A 16,294-nucleotide genomic window follows, 5' to 3' on the forward strand; every position below is an offset into this window, starting at 1 on the left:
ACACCTTATAAATGCTTATTGAATCCGCCAGAAACATCTAGGGTTGAACCTGTGGTATAGGATGCTAAAGGCGATGCGAGAAAGACCAAAGCACGAGCTGGTTCTTCTGGCTTACCTAAACGATGCATCGGAATACCACGATTTTTTGCAATATTGCCTGTCCATTGTTCCCATGAAAGATTTGGGTCTGAACGTGTTTCAAAACGGCGTTTCCACTGTGCCGACTCGACCATACCAAGTAGGATTGAATTCACACGGATGCCATATTGAGTAAATTCATGGGCCAGTGAATGTGTTAAATTTAATAACGCCGCACGTGCAGATGACGTTGCGATCATGTGAGGCTCAGGTTGCAATGCCAACAATGAGTTCACATTGGTGATTGAGCCACATGCTGAATCTTTTAAATCATTTAAAAATGCACGAACTGGATGCAATACACTGAAATATTTAAGTTCGATTTCTTTCATCCAATCTTCGTCTTGAGTATTTTCAAAATTCGACACACGACCCTGACCTGCGTTATTGATCAGCATGTCGACATTGCCCAAATTTTGCTTCACATCATGCGCAAATCGTTTTACATCTTCTTTGTCCAAAACGTTGCAGATGCTGGTGTAAATATTGGCATGTGGATATTTTTCTAAAATATAAAGCTTTGATGATGCTAACCGTGCTTCATCTCGACCACACCATGCCACCTTTGCACCTTCTGCAACTAAAATTTCTACAGCAGCCAAACCAATGCCTGACGAGCCACCTGTTACAACTGCTACTTTTCCTTCAACTTGGAAGCTCATATCCATATCTCTCGTTTAAATCTTAATTTGCCGATAAAACAATGTCGTTAAACTGATCAGGTTGATCGACATAACTCAGATGACCTGCATCTGTAATGAGATGACATCGGCTCAATTGCATTTCCATCGCCAGTTCCATAATGGCTTGAGCAGGTGTTATTTCATCCTTGTCACCCGCAATCACCACACATGCAACTTTGATATCTGTTAAATAATTTCTAATCTCGTCATACGCCAACAAATACGATGCTCGCGTAAAACCATCTAAAGTGAGTTGCCCCATCACCTCACTGACCAATGCCAGTGCTTGTGGGTCTTGCTTATAAATTAAATGTGGTCCACGACTTGCCGCCATCCCAGCATTACCCAAGCTTTTCAACATATTTGGGCGTTTTTGATAAACTTCTGCTTTGGTTGCTTCATCTGATCGTTGATAACCTTGTGCAGCGTTAGCAATGATTAAAGTTTCAACTCGTTCAGGATAAAGATGGGCAAAGGCACTTGCCTGTAATGCGCCTAATGAATGACCGACGATAATGGCTTTAGGAATTGCTAATGCATCCATGATCGCCAGCACACGCTGAGCATAATCAGTTGCATTTGGCTGCTCAGTATCTAAGTTCTCAGATAAGCCATAACCCGGCGCATCCCAAGCAATGACATGAAAATGATGACTGAGCACATCGAGCTGATTGACCCAAGATGCAGAACCTGAGCTGATACCATGCAACAGAATCAGTGTTTGGCCTTGCCCTGCTTCACGATAGGCTTGCAGCTGACCATTGATCTCAATGGTTTGCACTGGGTATTTGGCTAATGTGTCAATCAAAGTCATCATTTCATTCCTTTTAGAGTTAATCGAGTTGATTAACGTTTAATTTGAGACAATGGATGCTCAGGTGGATAGTTCGGAATGGTTGGTTTTCCAGCCCCTAACATCACACACATCAAGGCATCTTCTTGACCAGGATTAAACAAACCACGGTAAATACCTGGTGGAATTGAAATCAGATCACGCTCTTTCAATTTGGTCTGGAATTTCTCACCGTTATGCTCAATGAACAGATCAATCTCGCCACGTAACATGAAAAACACTTCTTCCACATCGTGATGAATGTGCAGTGGCCCTTCACATTGAGCAGGTAAAACCATGGTTGAAAAAGTGAAGTTTTCAGCTGGAACGGTGTTGCCATCATTCACCACACCCGTTGCGCCAGTACCCATATAACGCATTTGTGCACGGCGATATTTAGGGTCATAGTCAGCTTGGAACTTCAGCGCATCAAAATCATATTTACGTGTTTCAAAACGAGCGATACGCGTATTTAACCAATCTTCTAAATTCGTGCCTTCAGGCTGTGTCCATGATTCGAATTGTTGAGTAGACATTTTTAACTCCTAGGTTTTTGATGAATAGTTTGATTAATAACGTTTCAATAAAGGAACCAAGAAGAATGACCCAATAACGGCGACTGCTGCTAAGAAGGTAATTCCTAAATTAAAACTGTTGGTTTGCATCACGATGTAACCGATCAGAACTGGCGCAATTGCACTAGCAAAATTACCCAATCCATTGAAAATCCCACCCGCTGTTGCACCGACATCAGCTGTTGTCACACGGGCAAGTAAGGCAAATACTGCTGCGACACCGAAGCCCCAAGCCATTGCACTTAAAGACATTGCTGCGATCACTAAATGTGGTTCAGTCATTAACACCATCACGTACATAAAGATGCCCGCAACCAATAAACCACCGAAAACTTGCACTGCTCGGCGACCTAACTTGTCTGAAAGGAATGCACCGATCACTTCACCAATCAACATGGCGATGAATGGGAAACTTGAGTAAATGCCGAACTCTTTTAGGTTGAAGCCTTTGTCTTGGATTAAATAAGAAGGAACCCAACTGTTTAATCCCCAGAGGTAAGTCATCAATGCAATGTTGAAGATACACACCAACCAAAAAGAACTGTTCTGCAATAAAATCTTGGTGTTTTGAATATGGCCTTTGAAGTTGACGCGTTTACTGGTCGAATCAAGTTCAATTGTTTTCTTGAGCTGTAAGTTACGTAAACCAAATACGATGGCAATTAATGCAATTACCGTTAAGCCAGCCATTACAAAGAATGTGGTATGCCAATCATGTTTTGCTAAAACTGCCGCTGTAATTGGGAAACCCAAGAATGCACCGATTGGTGTTCCTAACAGGAACATGGTGGAAGCTCGTGCTTGCTGGCGATCGGTATAGGTTTGCTTCACGATGGTATATGCCAAGGCAAATAATGGACCTTCAGCTAAACCAAGCAGAACTCGAAGCACTAACATTCCTTCGTAGTGTGTGGTAAACCCCATGCAAAACATGAGCACACCCCACGATGCCACACTCCAAAACAACATTTTCTTTGGGTTAAAAATATCGCCCAAAAAACTCAGAAAAACAGATGAAAAACCGTAAGCCAATAAGAAGCTCGTCATTAACCATCCAAGTTTTGCTTTATCTTCAGCAATCCCCATCGCACCTTGGAAATGTGGATCTGCAAATAACACAGCAATACTAATCTTGTCGAAAAACGCGAGAACAACACACACCATCAGGACAAAAGCAGGAACCCAATGCTTAAATCCACTTTTCTCTTCATTACTCATACTTCATTCCTTCGATTGCGTAATGAACCGGAATCAATGTTTACGGTTTTAATTTCATGACATTAAATTCAGGGTCTGCTAATAGTTTTGGGTCTAAAATGGTGTTGGATTGCATCCAACGTTTTGCCAGTTTGACCAGTTTCGAATCATTGATTGCAATCATGTTGATCAAACGATTTTGATCATCAAAATAGAGGTAACTACATTGATCTGCCGCACTTTTGCGCACCACAATCTGTTCTGTTCTTTCAGGTTGGTAAGTTCCCAATATCTGAATATTGAAGTGATATTGATCAGACCAAAGCCAAGGAATGTCAGCATATTCTGTTTCCATGCCCAACATCGATTTTGCTGCTGCAATCGCTTGGTTTTGTGCATTTGCCCATGACTGAATGCAATAACCTAAACTCGGATGAATCGCGACATCACCAGCAGCATAAATATCTTGATCAGAAGTCTGTCCAAAACAATTTACGACGATACCGTCTTTCACTTCTAAGCCTGCATTTACACCAAGCTCTTTAGCAATATCAGCACCAGCACCGACCACCACACAATCAAATAGCTCACTTGCACTTGGATGATTTACAACTTCAACTTTTTGCTGACCTGCTTCAATCAAATGTAGGTTTTTACTATTTAAATGAATCTGTGTGCCTTGTTGCTCATGCATATCTTTTAAAAATGCTGACACATCAGGACTCACGCTACGCGCACAAAGTCGATCACCATATTCAAAGATATGAACTTCTTTACCTTGCTTGCGTGCAGTTGCAGCAATTTCCAAACCAATCCAACCACCACCGACTACCGCCAATTTCTGAGCATGCTGCAAAATTTCAGCAAGACGTTCGCAATCTTGTACATTACGCAGCGTGACAACATTAGGAATGAACTGCCACGTATTTACGGGTACACGAGCGCGACTTCCTGTTGCAATCAATAGCTTGTCATAAGGCAAAACTTGACCATCATTCAAGACGACTTGTTTGTGTTGACGATCCACTTGAGTTGCTAAAGCAGGCTTATGCCATTGAATATCGAACTCCTGCACCTGCTCTGGAGAAAACAGATGTAAACTTTCATAACTCGCTTCTTTAGACAGCACTTGTTTAGAAAGTGGTGGACGCTCGTAAAACACACGATCTTCATTAGAAACCACATGAATTTCGCCCAAAAATCCATTTTGACGTAAGGTACTGACTGCCCAACCAGCAGCCTGTCCTGCCCCAACGATTACGATTCTTTCCATAGCATTTCCCCCTGCTTCGTCACGCTTTATGCAGGTTTCACTTGACGACGTGTATGGTCATCCAAACCGCCTTCAATTGCCCATTCAGTAAATAGTTCTAAACGATGTTCCTCAACTCGAGGCTGCCATTCTTCAGTCAAATAATCATCATTGGTGTAGTACTCAAAAGCACCACCCAACGGTGAATTTACATACCAAAAGTATGCTGAAGAAATAGGATGACGCCCCGGCCCAATAAACGTTGACCATTCAGAACGATTCATATTCAAACCACCGCCAATCACTTCATGAATGTCACGAACTACAAAGGCAACATGGTTTAAACCAGCTGGTTTGTTTGGAATCGATAATAAGAACAAATCATGGTGATAACCCTTGCCACGACAACGTAAGAAAGCACCACGATTACGATAAGCATCAGATAAGAAGAAACCTAATTTCTCAATATAGAACTTTTCAGTTTTTTCTAAATCTGGGGTAAAAAACACCACATGACCAATTGCAACTGGCTGACCTTTTTCATAGACAGGACTTGCTGCATTAACACGATTGATGCTGCCGTACTGGTTAATGCCTTCGGTTTTTAATTGCGGTAGTTCATGCACAAAACTTTTTTGAAATTGAATGGTCATTCCATTTGGATCAATGCATTGCACCATATCTGCTGTAGACTGATAACCATCAACATCTTTTAAATGATCAGCCAAATCTGCTAAATCTTGAGCTGGATTGTCCAACCCCCAAGTCACTTGACGTAAGGTTGAACCTGATTCAATCGCTTGTGGTAAACGAGCATCATCACAGTCAAATAGATAAATCTTACTGCCATTTTGTGTTTGATAAAGATCAGTACCTTCAATGTCAGATGTTGTATTCTTTAGACCAAAATCTGCCAAAAATTTATTCGAAGCAGCTCTATCCTCAACACCAAATTTTAAAATCTCAATCCCTGTAATCATGAGACAAACTCCTTAATTAAAGACAAAACCGCCATTTACTGGAATATTTTGACCTGTTACGAATGAAGATAAATCCGACAGTAAATACAGTGCTGTGCCGTTTAAATCCTGTGGTAGTTGCTGACGCTGAATCGCACGACCATTCACATATAAATCATGACGTTCTTGCGGGACATATTCAGTTGCTTCTACAAGTGTTAAACCTGGTGAAAGTGTATTGATACAAATATTGAATTGCCCAAGCTCTCTCGCCATCGAACGTGTCATCGCGACCAAAGCACCTTTACTCGCCACATAAGCCATTAGATTCGGTGCGCCCCACAAAGCTGTGTCAGAAGCAACATTAATCACTTTCCCAGCATCAGCCTGTTTCAGATATGGCACACATGCTTTAGTCACCAACCATGTCCCTTTCACATTGATGTTCATGACTCGATCCCAGAGATCAGCATCGTAATCCATCAAACTTTTACCGCCGACATTGGTTGCTAGCGCAGCGCAATTCACTAAACCATCTATTCCGCCTAGGGATTCAGCAGCCTGCTCGACAGCCTGCTGAATTGAAACGGCATCAGCCAAATCGATTCTTACAGCATCGACCTTTAAACCTAGTTGCTGCAATTCAGCCGCTTCTTTTTGAACAAGATCATCCAAAATATCCGCCATGACGACCTGAGCGCCTGCTTCTGCAATTGCTTGCGCAAAGTCTCGTCCCAAGCCTCTTGCCGCGCCTGTGACAAGGACTTTTTTGCCTTGTAACAATGCAACATTAGCCATGTGCTTCTTCCTGCATTTCAATACGATTTGAAGTATTCAAAGCTGCAATTTTCTTTAATTGCTTTTCTGCTTCTTTTTTCATTAAGCGACGTAAGCGTGATAAGCCCACATCATGTTGATAGAGGAATTCTTGTTGACGTGCATTTGGTGCAAGATTTTCCAAGATAATTCGATCTTGCTCTAATACATCCCAATGCAATTTTTCTAAGTGATTTCGGTAAAGGAAGCGCCAGACATTACGTTGCCAACCACTCACTTTACGGCAGCGCCAGAAGAATACGCGCGTATTGTCTGCATCAATCGGTGTTGCGTAACCCACAATCCAGAACTCACCGCCCGGCCCAAAATCTTTACGATAAGGAATAGAAAGGCGTAACCAACTTGCACCTGTATTGGCGTATTCAACCCAGTCAAAGTTCACGCCAATTTGACCTTCCTTTTCAAAAACAAAACCATGCTCAGTAGAACGATGTTTCATTTCTGCGGTGCGATCACCTTCAGCCATTGAGTGCGAAGTACAATGCAAATAACTTCCATGCATTGGGTCCATGACATTATCAATTGCATATTGATGATTCACTTTCCAATCGGCTTGGCAAAGGAATGCACTCCAATCTTCACTTGCAAGCTGTTCAGGAAAATCGAGATCTTTAGGTGCTTCATTTGGATCAATACCAAACCAAAGGAAAATCGCACCGTGAGCTTCGATTACTGGATAGCTTTTAATACATTGAGTGCCTTTCATTGGACAGTCATGTACAGCTGGTACATCTTCAACCACGCCATCATGACGAACTTCAACACCGTGATACCAACAAGCCACACGATTTCCTAGATTCCACCCCAAAGAAAGACGTGCACCACGATGCGGACAACGATCTTCTAAAGCATGGACTTGACCTTGTTCATCACGCCAAACCACAATATTTTCACCCAAACGAGTGATACCGACTGGATTTGCTGCAACTTCCCAGCTCGCAAGAACTGGATGCCATTGATCACGTAGACCCAAATCTAAATATTCTTCAACACTTGGTGTAGCTGACACTGCTGCGTTCATAATCGTTCTTCCTTGAATCAATAACCCAAACGTTGCATTTCTTCTGAAAAGCTTTCAGAAGTCCAAAGCTCACCAGACTCACAACGGAAACCTTGTTGATTTAAAGTCTGAACTAAGTCTGCAAGCTCGGTGACACCTGCTGCAAAGGCTTTAATCAAATGCTGAACAAAGTCTTGCTCGTAAACTGTTGGTTCTTTATAGCGAGTTTGCCAAATCAATAATTCTGGCTGGCCCGGAACTTGGATATTATTAATCCCTGCTTCCGTTGCTGGCACTGCATGAATCCAGTTGGCTAGCTTCTCATTAAATGTTTTCACGCGATTCCTTCCTTCTAGTTAAGACCTATAGTTGAATTTGGATATCTGTTCCTTCAACTCGTACAGGATATGTGCATAAATCACGACATCCTGGTCCACTCTTTAGCTCACCCGTTTGAATATCGAAAATCGCTTCATGTAATGGACATTCAACGGTTTGATCTTCAATAAAGCCTTCTGTTAATAAGGCGAAGGCATGTGGGCATACATTTTCAATGGCAAAGTAGTTTTCTTCGATGAAAAAAACGCCAATTTTTTTACCGTCAACTTCAATGGCTTTTGGCTCGTCTTCGGTTACTTCGTCTTGCTGACAAACTGAGATCCAACTCATTCCTATAGTCCTCGAATATGTTTTATATGCAAAACTTTTGTTTATTTCCAAAACATATGAAAAGAATAATATTAATCCAGTTTTTATGTCAATATTATTAACACTATAAAATTCATATGCTTATTTAAAAAATTATATTTTGTTACGTTTCTAATAGAAAAATGTGTTTTGCATATAAATCTTTAATTGTGTATTTTGATCTATTAAATAGATCCAAAATAAAGCAGTATGCACCATTTAATTTCATCACTTTTAGTTGTAGGAATTTCAACCAAATGAACATGATCATCGATGAAGATTTGCAAGAAAATGAAGAAACAAAAAACGATGACCGCTATCTTGTTCCAGGGCTTGTACGTGGATTAGCAATTCTGCAAGCTTTCAATAAAGAAGCCAAAGAAATGACGATTTCAGAAATAGCTGAAATATTAGATGTGAACCGTTCTAGTGCGTTTCGTCTCATTTACACCTTAGAATCTTGTGGTTTTTTAAGAAAAGCTTCACAAAAAACTTATGCGCTTGATTCAAAGGTCATGGAACTCGGATTTAACAGTTTAGCGAAGCAATCTCTGCTAGATTTAGCGACGCCGTTGATGAAAGAACTACGTGATCAGACACAACTTGCAGTGCATCTTTCGATCTTAGAAGGTACTCATATTGTTTTTATCAATAATGTTCAGTCAAATGGAACATTTACCAGCAACATCGGTTTAGGCACACGCTGGCCTGCTCATGCCACTGTGATAGGACAAATGATGCTTGCTGATCTAAATGACACTGAAATTCGTGATCGCTATAAAGGTTTTAATCAATGGGAAACCTTTTCTGAACTGACCCCGAAGAACCTGAAAGAGCTACTTCAACGCTTAAGCTTTGTAAAAACACAGCGCTCAATGGTCAGTTGGGGACATTACAATCATGATATGGCCGCATGTGCAGCACCTATTTTTAAACAATCCACAGGAAAAATGGCCGCTGTTTTATCTGTAAGCTGTCCTCTAGGCACGTATGATGAGCATTATTTTAAAAATGAAATTGCAGAAACCGTGATTCAAACGGCGGAAAAAATTTCTAAGTTCATTTATTAATCACCCAATAAGTACATAAAAAATAAAGCATTAGGTCGATAAATTTTACCTAATGCTTTTTTATAACTTGTAGTATTTGCTATTTAATCCTTTTTACGACTTGCCACAATAGCGATCAAAGCAGCCACACCTCCCAATACGCCATATCCATAGCCGATCTGAAGTAATTCCATACTATAAGCAAAGTGACTAGAGATTAAGGCTGGAATTGCTGCACTACAGTACGCAATCAGATAAATAGTCGAAAGCAAACCAGCTCGATTTTGCTGGTCTGTTATTTGAATTAAAATGCCCATCGCACCAGTCACTGCAAGCCCTTGCGCTAGTCCAACGCATAAACTGGCTACGATAAATGCAACCATAAAGCCGAACTTCAGACTTGTTAGGATGGTTATTAAAGACAAGATATAAATAAACATTCCTGTTTTGACCGCATTCTTAGCCATGAAAAAACGACTTAAAGGACTACCCAACGGAGTCAGGATCATGATTGCAGCGAATACCAAAGCAGCCAAGATAGGATTGTCTGTACCCAAATAATGATGTACCAACGCAGGGCCATAAGCTTGATAAAAGCCACCTAAAGACCACGTTGCCAAAAAGACCATACTTGCAATCAAAACAAATTGGTTTGCCGCTTTGGGTAGATATAAACGCGGTACGAGGGAATAAATCACACCTTTTCGAAATAAAACTGTTTCACGACTCAATGAGATCAATAGGATTAAAGCAGCAAGAACAATTCCGACCAAAGCATAGATTAAAAACCAATTCTGCTTACCCGTTAAAATGAGAAAACCGCAGCTAATTGCCCCAATTGGAATACCAATCATCGGCGCACTACTCGTAATCACAGCAGCAAGCCAACGTAACTTTTCAGATGATGTATCAACAATAAATGCTGTTAAGGCTCCAGCACTTAAGCCACATGCCAAACCTTGTAACAGCCTCGCAGCGAATAATGACCAAAATCCATGTATAAGGAACAATAATCCACATGACAGCATTGCAGCCATTAAAGCAATAATCGCAACCTTTTTTCGTCCAATAAAATCTGAAATACGACCTAAGACCAATAGTGCAACCGCTGCTGCGATAAAATAAGCAACGGATACAAGACCAAGATCAGCATTGCTGATGCCATATTCAGACTGATAAATATTAAACAATGGAATCGGAGAACCCGCTGTGACAAAGATCATTACAAATGAAATACTTGCTACGACGAAATCATAGGTATTTGAATGACCTTCACCTGCTTGCATTACTGAGTTGCCTCAATCCGTACATTCAACAATCCTGATTTTCTTAACAGTTGAATATCGTCAGAAATTTCCCCTAAACGAACAAGTCCACTGGCATAACCAAAATTTTTATAAAATATGGCTAAATTTCCCCAAGGTGCATAATAAGTAATATCTCCAACTTTCGGCTGATAGCCATTAGGTTCGCTGTGAACAGGTAAGGCTTTTGCTAAATCACTAATTTTTTCTGTAGAAGCATAATCAGTGAGTGTTAACTCCAAAGGTAAGGAATCATAAAAACTTCTTGCAGCGACCGTATCATCCAAGCGTGCAGATAAAGTTGTTTCTTCAAAAATCAGTTGAATTTCCATGACTATTCCTTCTATTGGTTACCTTCTCAGGGCACATAGCAAAGTAAATGCATACGGCATTGACACCATATGCAAATTAATAACTTAAGGCTGTAATAACACTTTAATTGCTCGACGCTCATCCATTACTTGATAAGCCTCGGCAACCCGTTCTAAAGGTAAGGTTAGGTCAAACACTTTGCCGGGCTGGATTTTTTTATTCCAAATCAGATCAATCAGTTCAGGTAAAAATTGGCGAACTGGTGCAGGTCCACCATGTAAATGAACATGCTCAAAGAACAGTTCCTCTCCATTTAAATCAACACCATGCGGCACACCAACATATCCGACATAACCACTTTGTCGAGCGGCATGAATGGCTTGCATCATAGATTCTTGTGTGCCTACACATTCAAGAACTGAGTCTGCACCATGACCATTCGTTAATTCCAAAATGCGCTTAACACCCTCATCACCTCTTTCAGTGACAATATCAGTCGCACCAAACTCAACAGCTAATTTTTGGCGAGCCTCATGGCGACTCATCGCAATAATCTTAGTTGCACCCATTTGCTTAGCGGAGAGGATTCCAAGTAAGCCAACCGCCCCATCGCCAACAACAACGACCGTACTATTCGGTTGAACATTTGCAGCTACTGCGGCATACCAACCAGTGCCCAAAACATCAGAAGCGGCTAAAAGATCAGGAATCATCTCAGCTTCTGGCACTGCGGGAGTTGCAACCAACGTCCCATCTGCTAAAGGAACTCGTAATAAAGGTGCTTGAGCACCGCCAACAAACTCAGTTTGTTCACATGCTGATTGATAACCATGCTCACAAACAAAACAAGTATTGTCAGAAGCAAAGAAAGATCCGATTACAAATTGACCAACCTGAATATTTTTCACATCTGCGCCAATTTCTTTGACGATGCCACAATATTCATGTCCCATCGGCATCGGTTCAGTAATTTTTTGAATCCCTCGATATGGCCATAAATCTGAACCACAAACACATGCAGCAACAACTTCAATGATGGCATCCGTTGCTTTCATAATCTTTGGTTCAGGACATTCTTCGAAACGGACATCATTTGGCCCATAGAGCATTGTAGCTTTCATAAAAAACTCCGACTTTGGGCTTCACATAGTATTTTTTAGACAAAGAAAGCCCTAAGCGTAGTGATCCACGCTTAAAAATTAAATAAAGAATATGAGAATTAAGGGTTTAGAATTTTTTGCAGCTTTTGACTAGCATCTAATGAAACTTTTTCAGCGAGAATCTGCTGGATTTGATTCAATTGCTGGACGCTCACTTGAATATTCAAACTCATATTCACATGAGACTTCAGCTGACTTTCAGTTCCAGTCATTGCAGCAAGCATACTGACTGTCGCAATTTCACGATCTTGCCAACTTAATACGTCTCTAGAAAAAATATCACCGAACAAATGCGTTTTAAGGTATTCATCAATTTCTGGTGAAAATTCAAATAAAGCGCCAGTTACAGGCTGACCCACAAGCTGAGTTTGGTTCTGCTCTCCTTGAATACGCGCATTATAATTCTGTGCTAAAGGCTGACTTCTTTTACCCTCTTGATCATCAATCCCTTGAGATTTTCTTTGTTCAATGACTCGCATAAATTCAGCCAGTGCATTCAAACTACGAGGAAAGCCAGCATAAGCATAGGTTTGGACTAAAACTGCTTTGATCTCATTTATGGTTAAACCATCATCTAATCCCTGATTAAGCTCGCGGTTTAAACTTTCAAGATCACCAGTGGCGGCAAAAGCAGCAATAGGAATAATCGCTTGTTGTTGAGTTGATAAAGTATTTTCCACAGACTTCACCTCATTTTCAGATCGTATCCTTTGCTCGGTGGCGGCTATTGAATATTGATTACCCAATAGCCCAAGCAAGCCAATCAATATAAAAATACCTTTTATATTCAATGATTCGCCTCTTTAAACTGTTCATCTGTTACAGGCTCAAGCCAATCTACGTTATGACCATTTTCATCAGTACCAGTAAGGGCTAAATGAGTCATCGCAGAATGTCCACTTGCACCATGCCAGTGCTTAATTCCAGGAGGACAATAAATCACATCACCTACAGCAATTTTTTCTGCGGGCTTGCCCCACTCTTGTACAATGCCTTCACCTTCAGTCACAACAAGGTATTGTCCTTTCGGATGGGTATGCCAAAAAGAACGAGAGTTAGCGTTGAAACTCACATACGCACTCGGCGCATTTATTCCGTCTGTCACACTTGTAAGCGGCTTAATTGCCACCGAACCTGTAAAGTTTTTATCAGAACCCTCTATAACAGGCTGCTCACTCGATTTTTTAATCGTTTGAGATGCTGGTAATTGATTTTCCATTGCTTGAACTCCTGTCGTGAGTAATAAAAGTGTTGTAACTAAAGCGAATGATTTAGGGAACATATCTCTTTCTCAGAAAAAGAAGCCGTTAAATAGCGATCAAAGACTTCAAACCAATCAATATGAATAAGTATAAAAAACAAACACAAAATATGCTGATCTATTCCTGTAAGATGTTTGCCTATTCCTATAATTTTTTATAGTTTCAAATTTATATCAATAACTTAATTCAAACGAATCGAATCAACCTCAAGCTTGAAAACTAAAATCAAAAGTGCTGTAGACTTTTTTAGTTTTCAAGCTTTTATCTAAAATTACTTAAGGTTTTTCTGGAAGAAATCTGTCATTTTATCGAATGGAATAATATCCACGCGATCATAAAGATCGGTGTGATTCGCATTCGGTATAATTAACAGTTCTTTTGGCTCCAAAGCCGCCTCATAAGCCGTTTCACTGAAATAACGTGAATGTGCTTTTTCACCATGGATGAATAAAACAGGTCGCGGTGAAATTTCTTTGATGTAAGTTAGAATCGGCATATTCATGAATGATAATGGTGTTGTTAATGACCAAGAAGCATTCGAATTGATTGCACGAGGATGGAAACCACGCGGGGTTTTATAATAATCAGCATATTCCACAACAAACTGTGGTTCACCTCCTTTTAATTCCAGTGATACTGGACCATAAGCTGGTGTTCCATTCTTGGCATCCTGCCAACGTTGCTGACCCAATTGTTCAAGCGTTTTTGTGCGCTCTTCAAGCGTTACGCTATCATTGTAGCCCTTAGACATAACACGCGTCATATCGTACATTGTGCTAGTAACAACAGCTTTAATCCGCTTATCAATCGCTGTACCACTTAATGCCATGCCACCCCAACCACAGATTCCAATCACACCAATACGATTTTGATCAACATTCGGCAAAAGGCCAATAAAATCTACAGCAGCACTAAAATCCTCTGTGTTGATGTCTGGTGATGCTACATTTCTCGGCTCACCACCACTTTCACCTGTATATGATGGATCAAATGCAAGCGTTACAAAGCCTCTTTCTGCCATCGTCTGTGCATAAAGACCAGATGCTTGTTCTTTAACAGCACCAAATGGCCCGCTCACCACAATTGCTGCAAGCTTTCCACTCGTATTTTTAGGTATATAAAGATCAGCTGCCAAAGTAATGCCATAACGATTTTTAAACGTTACTTTTTTATGATCAACTTTACTACTTTGGACAAATGTCTTATCCCATGTATTACTGAGTTTTAATGGCTGATCTGCGAGAGTTGCTTGATTCATAGTTAACGCTCCAATAATTAAAGAAGTTAGACCCAAAGATTTTTTCAAGGAATGACGAATACTTGTCATCTCCCATTTAAATTGAGTGCTTAAACTCGAAAGTTTGAAAGACCGAATCATGATCATTCCTCCAAAAAAACTGTGTTATCCAGTTGATAAAAATGATTTATCAATAATAAAATTTGATCTAATCTTTGAGTAATTGCAGTCTGAAAATGCGATTTAATGGCTGGCTATTATTTTTTAGCATTCAACCTATGATGATAAGAAACTGTAAAATAATCTTTTTAAAAAATTAAGAATTCAAACAGACTTAAAATAACACTCAGCAGCTGCAAATTAGATGCTGAGAACAAGTATAAAAAACAAACAAAGAAAGGGATGTCTCATTCCTACGCGATATTTGCCTAATTCTCCGATTCTTTAGAATTAAGCCTTACTTTAAGAAGTAGAGGTCGTACAATAAAACGATGATGTGTAAATGAGATATGACATGAGCTATACAACAACAACTCAAAATCGTGAGCGGCGGCTGAGCCAACTTGTCAATCAATGGACTGAAGGGACAAATAAGTTTGAAACACCCATTGCAGGTTTAACGCTGCATCGTTGGGACTCTCCTACACCACCAACGAGTTATATCTTAGATGCGAGTCTGTGTATGATCGCTCAAGGTAAAAAGCAAGTAATCTTAGGCGAAGAAACCTATACCTATGATGCTCATCATTTTTTATTTACTGCAATTGATTTACCCATCATCAGCCAAATTATTGAAGCAACTCCAGATCAGCCCTATTTGGGAGTTATTCTAAAATTAGATCCTTATTTATTAGCTCAACTCATGTTAGAAGCGCATATTTCTTTTCAAACGAACGATAATGACAGAAAAGGTGTTGCGATTGGAGAAGTCACGACAGAGATTAACAATGCTTTTATTCGTTTGCTCGATTTATTGGCATCACCAGATGATATTCCAATCCTATCACCACTGATTCTAAAGGAAATCCTATATCGTTTAATGATGAGTCCACAAGGCCATCGTCTAAAACGTATCGCGGCAACAGGTACAGCTGGGCATCGTATTGTCAAAGCAATTGACTGGTTAAAAAATAATTTTGCAAAACCATTTCAGGTGGAAGAACTTGCAACCAAGATGGGAATGAGTGCTTCGAGTTTTCATCAGCACTTCAAGGACATCACTTCGATGAGCCCTTTGCAGTATCAAAAACGTATACGACTTACTGAAGCACGTCGATTGTTAATCACAACAAATAGTGATATTTCAACGGCAAGTATCCAGGTTGGATACGAAAGCCTTTCTCAATTCTCAAGAGAATATAAACGTTTCTTTGGAACTCCACCCTCTGAAGACTTAAAAAGTTTTTAATTAGGAAGTTTCATAAAAAATTGGCAATAAAAAAGCCCTTGTAATTACAAGGGCTTCTTCATTTATTTGGCAGAGGATCAAGGACTCGAACCTTGACGAACGGTTTTGGAGACCGTCATGCTACCATTACACCAATCCTCTATAACCACATGATTGAGCCATTTCTGACTTAACCATAAAAAAAGCAAGATATACTTGCTTTTTAAATTTGGTGGGGGCGAAGAGACTCGAACTCTTACACCTTGCGGCGCTGGAACCTAAATCCAGTGCGTCTACCAATTTCGCCACGCCCCCGATGGGTATGCATATTAGTGAGAAACGTACTTTATGACAAGCCTTTATCCGTAAAAATTGAGTTAAATGAACATATAATATTCAAATCAAGCATTTATGTTTATTTTT

Annotated in this window: 18 protein-coding genes and 2 tRNA genes; 2 read left to right on the top strand and 18 right to left on the bottom strand. The window is 40.2% G+C overall.

The genetic code is table 11. The features are described 5' to 3' along the window. Positions 1 to 5 precede the first annotated feature (5 nt). Genes F959_RS12065 through F959_RS12110 form a run of 10 tightly spaced genes read right to left on the bottom strand, consistent with a single transcriptional unit; the run spans position 6 to position 8,142 of the window. Positions 6 to 800 (bottom strand): SDR family oxidoreductase, encoded by a 795-nt coding sequence (locus F959_RS12065; protein ID WP_004880542.1) that lies wholly within the window; start codon positions 798 to 800, stop codon positions 6 to 8. Between the two features lie 22 nt (positions 801 to 822). Continuing rightward, positions 823 to 1,638 carry an alpha/beta fold hydrolase gene (locus F959_RS12070; RefSeq protein WP_004880544.1) on the bottom strand — a complete coding sequence of 272 codons (816 nt, stop codon included), beginning with the start codon at positions 1,636 to 1,638 and terminating at the stop codon, positions 823 to 825. A gap of 29 nt (positions 1,639 to 1,667) precedes the next feature. Beyond that, positions 1,668 to 2,189 carry a cupin domain-containing protein gene (locus F959_RS12075; protein WP_004880546.1) on the bottom strand — a complete coding sequence of 174 codons (522 nt, stop codon included), beginning with the start codon at positions 2,187 to 2,189 and terminating at the stop codon, positions 1,668 to 1,670. Between the two features lie 33 nt (positions 2,190 to 2,222). Further along, positions 2,223 to 3,446, bottom strand: coding sequence for an MFS transporter (locus F959_RS12080; RefSeq protein ID WP_004880548.1), 1,224 nt, complete (start codon positions 3,444 to 3,446; stop codon positions 2,223 to 2,225). 40 nt (positions 3,447 to 3,486) lie between these two features. After that, positions 3,487 to 4,698 (bottom strand): NAD(P)/FAD-dependent oxidoreductase, encoded by a 1,212-nt coding sequence (locus F959_RS12085; protein ID WP_004880550.1) that lies wholly within the window; start codon positions 4,696 to 4,698, stop codon positions 3,487 to 3,489. 26 nt (positions 4,699 to 4,724) lie between these two features. Then, a complete protein-coding gene (locus F959_RS12090; protein WP_004880551.1) occupies positions 4,725 to 5,657 on the bottom strand; it encodes a VOC family protein in 933 nt (310 codons plus the stop codon). A 12-nt stretch (positions 5,658 to 5,669) separates the two neighbouring features. Beyond that, positions 5,670 to 6,434 (bottom strand): SDR family oxidoreductase, encoded by a 765-nt coding sequence (locus F959_RS12095; RefSeq protein ID WP_004880552.1) that lies wholly within the window; start codon positions 6,432 to 6,434, stop codon positions 5,670 to 5,672. Then, complete coding sequence (locus F959_RS12100; RefSeq protein WP_004880553.1) at positions 6,427 to 7,494, bottom strand: aromatic ring-hydroxylating oxygenase subunit alpha; 1,068 nt, start codon at positions 7,492 to 7,494, stop codon at positions 6,427 to 6,429. Before F959_RS12100 ends, F959_RS12095 begins: the two co-directional genes overlap by 8 nt. Before the next feature lie 17 nt (positions 7,495 to 7,511). Beyond that, positions 7,512 to 7,811 (bottom strand): recombinase-like helix-turn-helix domain-containing protein, encoded by a 300-nt coding sequence (locus F959_RS12105; protein WP_004880556.1) that lies wholly within the window; start codon positions 7,809 to 7,811, stop codon positions 7,512 to 7,514. Between the two features lie 25 nt (positions 7,812 to 7,836). Beyond that, positions 7,837 to 8,142 carry a non-heme iron oxygenase ferredoxin subunit gene (locus F959_RS12110; RefSeq protein ID WP_004880559.1) on the bottom strand — a complete coding sequence of 102 codons (306 nt, stop codon included), beginning with the start codon at positions 8,140 to 8,142 and terminating at the stop codon, positions 7,837 to 7,839. Positions 8,143 to 8,417: 275 nt separating this feature from the next. Here F959_RS12110 and F959_RS12115 point away from each other — a divergent pair, with 275 nt between their 5' ends. Continuing rightward, entirely contained in the window at positions 8,418 to 9,230 is an 813-nt protein-coding gene (locus F959_RS12115; protein ID WP_004880561.1) for an IclR family transcriptional regulator, read from the top strand. A gap of 83 nt (positions 9,231 to 9,313) precedes the next feature. Here the strand turns inward: F959_RS12115 and F959_RS12120 are convergent, their stop codons facing one another. From F959_RS12120 to F959_RS12145, 6 genes are all read right to left on the bottom strand, one after another. Beyond that, positions 9,314 to 10,495 carry an MFS transporter gene (locus tag F959_RS12120; protein ID WP_004880563.1) on the bottom strand — a complete coding sequence of 394 codons (1,182 nt, stop codon included), beginning with the start codon at positions 10,493 to 10,495 and terminating at the stop codon, positions 9,314 to 9,316. Then, entirely contained in the window at positions 10,495 to 10,845 is a 351-nt protein-coding gene (locus F959_RS12125; protein WP_004880565.1) for a cyclophilin-like fold protein, read from the bottom strand. Before F959_RS12125 ends, F959_RS12120 begins: the two co-directional genes overlap by 1 nt. Positions 10,846 to 10,929: 84 nt before the next feature. Then, the gene (locus F959_RS12130; protein WP_004880567.1) at positions 10,930 to 11,946 is read right to left on the bottom strand and encodes a zinc-dependent alcohol dehydrogenase family protein; all 1,017 of its coding nucleotides are present in this window, start codon (positions 11,944 to 11,946) and stop codon (positions 10,930 to 10,932) included. Between the two features lie 98 nt (positions 11,947 to 12,044). Continuing rightward, the gene (locus F959_RS12135) at positions 12,045 to 12,665 is read right to left on the bottom strand and encodes a carboxymuconolactone decarboxylase family protein (protein WP_004880569.1); all 621 of its coding nucleotides are present in this window, start codon (positions 12,663 to 12,665) and stop codon (positions 12,045 to 12,047) included. A 107-nt stretch (positions 12,666 to 12,772) separates the two neighbouring features. Then, complete coding sequence (locus tag F959_RS12140) at positions 12,773 to 13,267, bottom strand: (R)-mandelonitrile lyase (RefSeq protein WP_004880570.1); 495 nt, start codon at positions 13,265 to 13,267, stop codon at positions 12,773 to 12,775. Between the two features lie 251 nt (positions 13,268 to 13,518). Beyond that, positions 13,519 to 14,505, bottom strand: coding sequence for an alpha/beta hydrolase (locus F959_RS12145; RefSeq protein WP_228127151.1), 987 nt, complete (start codon positions 14,503 to 14,505; stop codon positions 13,519 to 13,521). 493 nt (positions 14,506 to 14,998) lie between these two features. Here F959_RS12145 and F959_RS12150 point away from each other — a divergent pair, with 493 nt between their 5' ends. Continuing rightward, positions 14,999 to 15,892, top strand: a complete 894-nt coding sequence (locus tag F959_RS12150) for an AraC family transcriptional regulator (protein ID WP_004880574.1) — start codon at positions 14,999 to 15,001, stop codon at positions 15,890 to 15,892. A 67-nt stretch (positions 15,893 to 15,959) separates the two neighbouring features. Here F959_RS12150 and F959_RS12155 read toward each other — a convergent pair. Further along, positions 15,960 to 16,033: transfer RNA gene (locus F959_RS12155), tRNA-Trp, on the bottom strand. A 68-nt stretch (positions 16,034 to 16,101) separates the two neighbouring features. Then, positions 16,102 to 16,186, bottom strand: a tRNA-Leu gene (locus F959_RS12160). Between the last annotated feature and the right edge of the window lie 108 nt (positions 16,187 to 16,294).

The sequence above is a fragment of the Acinetobacter venetianus RAG-1 = CIP 110063 genome, from assembly GCF_000368585.1.
Classification (GTDB): domain Bacteria; phylum Pseudomonadota; class Gammaproteobacteria; order Pseudomonadales; family Moraxellaceae; genus Acinetobacter; species Acinetobacter venetianus.